Origin of the sequence: Flagellimonas amphidinii, from assembly GCF_013090115.1 — a bacterium.
Lineage (GTDB): Bacteria > Bacteroidota > Bacteroidia > Flavobacteriales > Flavobacteriaceae > Flagellimonas > Flagellimonas amphidinii.
The window spans coordinates 1-4,212 of sequence record NZ_JABFNN010000018.1; the positions used below are offsets into that span (position 1 = coordinate 1).

General features: G+C 52.5%; 2 tRNA genes and 2 rRNA genes. All 4 read left to right on the forward strand.

The annotated features are described in order from the left end of the window. The first annotated feature begins 204 nt into the window (after nt 1-204). Nucleotides 205-1,728: ribosomal RNA gene (locus HJC33_RS01245) — 16S ribosomal RNA — on the forward strand. Nucleotides 1,729-1,833: 105 nt separating this feature from the next. Then, nucleotides 1,834-1,907 (forward strand) — tRNA-Ile (locus tag HJC33_RS01250). A 149-nt stretch (nt 1,908-2,056) separates the two neighbouring features. Then, nucleotides 2,057-2,130 (forward strand) — tRNA-Ala (locus tag HJC33_RS01255). Between the two features lie 178 nt (nt 2,131-2,308). Next, nucleotides 2,309-4,212: ribosomal RNA gene (locus tag HJC33_RS01260) — 23S ribosomal RNA — on the forward strand; the annotation flags it as partial.

The following is a 4,212-nucleotide window of genomic DNA, read 5'->3' on the forward strand; positions in this document are numbered from 1 at the left end:
AACCTCTTTATATTTGCACCCGCTTAGCTGATAAGGCTGGGTGTTGACGGAGGGGATATTTGGTCATGAGGGCCAATTTTTTTTCTGTTTTATTGAAGAAGTTCATTTGACATATTGTATAGACAGCGTAAAGAGAATAAAGAACCATTTTGACGTCAAGGGCTCAAGGATTGTTCGGTTTGTTTATAAATTATATAAAGACTGACAATGAAGAGTTTGATCCTGGCTCAGGATGAACGCTAGCGGCAGGCCTAACACATGCAAGTCGAGGGGCATCACGGATTGCTTGCAATCTGGTGGCGACCGGCGCACGGGTGCGGAACGCGTATGGAACCTGCCCCTGTCAGGGGAATAGCCCAGAGAAATTTGGATTAATGCCCCATGGTATCCATGTACTGCATGGTATATGGATTAAAGATTTATCGGACAGGGATGGCCATGCGTACCATTAGCTGGTTGGTGGGGTAACGGCTTACCAAGGCAACGATGGTTAGGGGCCCTGAGAGGGGGATCCCCCACACTGGTACTGAGACACGGACCAGACTCCTACGGGAGGCAGCAGTGAGGAATATTGGACAATGGTCGGAAGACTGATCCAGCCATGCCGCGTGCAGGATGACTGCCCTATGGGTTGTAAACTGCTTTTATACGGGAAGAAACCTACCTTCGTGAAGGTAGCTGACGGTACCGTAAGAATAAGGACCGGCTAACTCCGTGCCAGCAGCCGCGGTAATACGGAGGGTCCGAGCGTTATCCGGAATCATTGGGTTTAAAGGGTCCGTAGGCGGGCCTATAAGTCAGGGGTGAAAGGCCACGGCTCAACCGTGGGACTGCCTTTGATACTGTAGGTCTTGAGTCGTTGTGGGGTTGCCGGAACATGTGGTGTAGCGGTGAAATGCATAGATATCACATAGAACACCGATCGCGAAGGCAGGTGACCAACAACGTACTGACGCTGATGGACGAAAGCGTGGGTAGCGAACGGGATTAGATACCCCGGTAGTCCACGCCGTAAACGATGGACACTAGCTGTGGGGACTTCGGTCTCCGTGGCCAAGCGAAAGTGATAAGTGTCCCACCTGGGGAGTACGTTCGCAAGAATGAAACTCAAAGGAATTGACGGGGGCCCGCACAAGCGGTGGAGCATGTGGTTTAATTCGATGATACGCGAGGAACCTTACCAGGGCTTAAATGCAGGCTGCATAGAGTAGAGATATTCTTTTCTTCGGACTGCCTGCAAGGTGCTGCATGGTTGTCGTCAGCTCGTGCCGTGAGGTGTCAGGTTAAGTCCTATAACGAGCGCAACCCCTGCCGTTAGTTGCCAGCATGTAAAGATGGGGACTCTAACGGGACTGCCGGTGCAAACCGTGAGGAAGGTGGGGATGACGTCAAATCATCACGGCCCTTACGTCCTGGGCCACACACGTGCTACAATGGCCGGTACAGAGGGAAGCCACCCCGCAAGGGGGCGCGGATCTATAAAACCGGTCACAGTTCGGATCGGGGTCTGCAACTCGACCCCGTGAAGCTGGAATCGCTAGTAATCGGATATCAGCCATGATCCGGTGAATACGTTCCCGGGCCTTGTACACACCGCCCGTCAAGCCATGGAAGCCGGGAGTGCCTGAAGTCCGTCACCGCAAGGAGCGGCCTAGGGCAAAATCGGTAACTAGGGCTAAGTCGTAACAAGGTAGCCGTACCGGAAGGTGCGGCTGGAACACCTCCTTTCTAGAGATGGACGGCCGGATTTTCCCGGTCCTTGGTCTGGTGGTCTCTTTTTCCTTTATGCTGTCTTATGATATGTTTTCCAATACTGGCAACAACAGGCCAAACAGTCTCATAGCTCAGCTGGTTAGAGCGCTACACTGATAATGTAGAGGTCGGCAGTTCGAGTCTGCCTGAGACTACTGTTTCGAGCTGTGCTCGAAAATTTTGAAGCTGTGGGTTTTCTTGCGCTTTGAAAAGTTCATTGAATATTGAAAGGAAAATCTAGAAGTTGAGAAGGTAGTTCAGTGTTTTCTAACTACAGGCTGCTATGTACCAACTACTGGTATATGGGGAATTAGCTCAGCTGGCTAGAGCGCCTGCCTTGCACGCAGGAGGTCACCGGTTCGACTCCGGTATTCTCCACTACGGCACAGAGCTGTCCACGGCGATTTTTTTTGCTGTTGGCTGCCCGCCACAGGTTCATTGACATATTGGGACGGAGCGTGATGGATTTTATCCATCATGGCGAAGTCAAAGAAGAAACACGAAGTAGAATAGAATACAAGGATTACGAGGGCATTTGTGCGATATGCACAGGTGCTGACAAGCAAGAGAAGGGCGTATGGGGGATGCCTAGGCTCTCAGAGGCGACGAAGGACGTGATAAGCTGCGAAAATCCACGGGGAGCTGCACATGAGCATTGATCCGTGGGTGTCCGAATGGGGCAACCCGGCAGGTTGAAGGCCTGTCACCCGCAAGGGGGCTAACCCGCTGAACTGAAACATCTAAGTAGGCGGAGGAAGAGAAAACAAAAGTGATTCCGAGAGTAGTGGCGAGCGAAATCGGATTAGTCCAAACCAATGTTGTTCCGGCAATGTTGGGGTTGTAGGACCACGTGATTCGGTGCGCGATGAACTGGAACCCTTTGGAAAGAGGGGCCGTAGACGGTGATAGCCCGGTACAGGCAAAGAGCGTTACCGATAGTGGTATCCTGAGTAGCGCGGGGCACGTGAAACCCTGTGTGAATCCGGCGGGACCATCCGCCAAGACTAAATACTCCTGAGAGACCGATAGTGGACCAGTACCGTGAGGGAAAGGTGAAAAGAACCCTGAACAAGGGAGTGAAAAAGACCCTGAAACCATACGCCTACAAGCGGTCGGAGCCCATTAGGGTGACGGCGTGCCTTTTGCATAATGAGCCTACGAGTTACTTTTACTGGCAAGGTTAAGCACCTCAGGTGCGCAGCCGTAGCGAAAGCGAGTCTGAACAGGGCGCCCATAGTCAGTAGTAGTAGACGCGAAACCGTGCGATCTACCCATGGGCAGGTTGAAGCTGTGGTAACACATAGTGGAGGACCGAACCCGTTGACGTTGAAAAGTCTTGGGATGACCTGTGGGTAGGGGTGAAAGGCCAATCAAGCTCGGAAATAGCTCGTACTCCCCGAAATGCATTTAGGTGCAGCGTTGTGTCAAGTTATATAGAGGTAGAGCTACTGATTGGGTGCGGGGGCTTCACCGCCTACCAATCCCTGACAAACTCCGAATGCTATATAATGTTTCACAGCAGTGAGGGCATGGGTGCTAAGGTCCATGTCCGAGAGGGAAAGAACCCGGACCATCGGCTAAGGTCCCCAAATATGTGCTAAGTTGACAAAACGCGGTGGAACTGCACAGACAGCCAGGATGTTGGCTTGGAAGCAGCCATTCATTTAAAGAGTGCGTAACAGCTCACTGGTCGAGCGGTTCCGCATGGATAATGATCGGGCATAAGCACATTACCGAAGCCATGGCATCGAAAGATGGGTAGGGGAGCATTCCATTCTGCGTTGAAGCGGGCCTGCGAGGTCCCGTGGAGCGTATGGAAACGAAAATGTAGGCATAAGTAACGATAATGCGGGCGAGAAACCCGCACGCCGAAAGACCAAGGTTTCCCCGGCCATGCTAATCAGCCGGGGGTCAGTCGGGACCTAACACGAACCCGGAAGGGGCAGTGGATGGACAAGCGGTTAATATTCCGCTACCCGCAATGCGACAAAAGTGACGGGGCACCGGAGTTGGTGCGCACAGACGGAATAGTGCGTTGAACCTTCGGGGATAGTACACCAAGGCCACGGCCGCGGTGATAATCCAGCGTAGGTGCCTCCAAGAAAAGCGAGCATTGCGGCCCGTACCGTAAACCGACACAGGTGGTTGGGATGAGAATTCTAAGGCGCTCGAGAGATTCATGGTCAAGGAACTAGGCAAAATGGACCCGTAACTTCGGGAGAAGGGTCGCTCCCCTTTGGGGAGCCGCAGTGAATAGGTCCAGGCGACTGTTTATCAAAAACACAGGGCTCTGCCAAATCGAAAGATGACGTATAGGGCCTGACACCTGCCCGGTGCCGGAAGGTTAAAGGGAGATGTTATCCGCAAGGTGAAGCATTGAACTGAAGCCCCGGTAAACGGCGGCCGTAACTATAACGGTCCTAAGGTAGCGAAATTCCTTGTCGGGTAAGTTCCGACCTG